Source organism: Pseudomonas sp. EL_65y_Pfl1_R83 (assembly GCF_963970695.1).
GTDB classification, from domain to species: domain Bacteria; phylum Pseudomonadota; class Gammaproteobacteria; order Pseudomonadales; family Pseudomonadaceae; genus Aquipseudomonas; species Aquipseudomonas tritici.
This window is the reverse complement of record NZ_CAXAQI010000302.1, coordinates 1-494: the sequence shown is the minus strand read 5'-3', so window position 1 is coordinate 494 and position 494 is coordinate 1. Positions and strand designations below refer to the sequence as shown.

1 protein-coding gene is annotated in these 494 nt (G+C 65.4%); it reads left to right on the top strand.

Going from position 1 to position 494, the window contains the following annotated elements; all coding sequences use genetic code 11:
- The coding region (locus AACY08_RS28995; RefSeq protein WP_339472517.1) for a histidine phosphatase family protein at positions 1 to 322 on the top strand (322 nt) is incomplete at its 5' end.
- Positions 323 to 494: the final 172 nt, after the last annotated feature.

The window sequence follows — 494 nt, the reverse complement described above, 5'->3', positions numbered from 1 at the left end:
GCGCGAGATGGGCTATGGAAGCTGGGAAGGGCTGACGCTGGCCGAGAGCGAGGCCACCGATCCCGATTTCTATGCAAGGCGTCTCGCCGACAAATGGACGGTGGGACCCGCGCGCGGCGAGACCTATGCCGATGTGGAGGTCCGCGTCCGCGCCTGGTACGACGACCTCCGGACCGACACCGTCGCAGTCGCCCATGGCGGCACCTGCCGGGCCCTGAAGGTGTCGCTCGGCCTGGAGACTCCCGCGAGCGCCGCGGAGCTCTATATCGAGCAGGGGGCGGTATACGTGTTCCGCGACGGCCGGCTGGAGAAGTTCGGTTAAGGCGGAGCATCGCCCCTTTCCGCCGTCATGACCGGGCCTGTCCCGGGCCATCCACTGACTTTCCCGGCTTGGCGGGTATTTGACCCCCATTCCAGATCGCGTTACGTCACGTTGAGTTACAACAAGGGCGTTGGCATCCAACGCCAAGCGGCAGTTCGGCATGTCCTTCAAC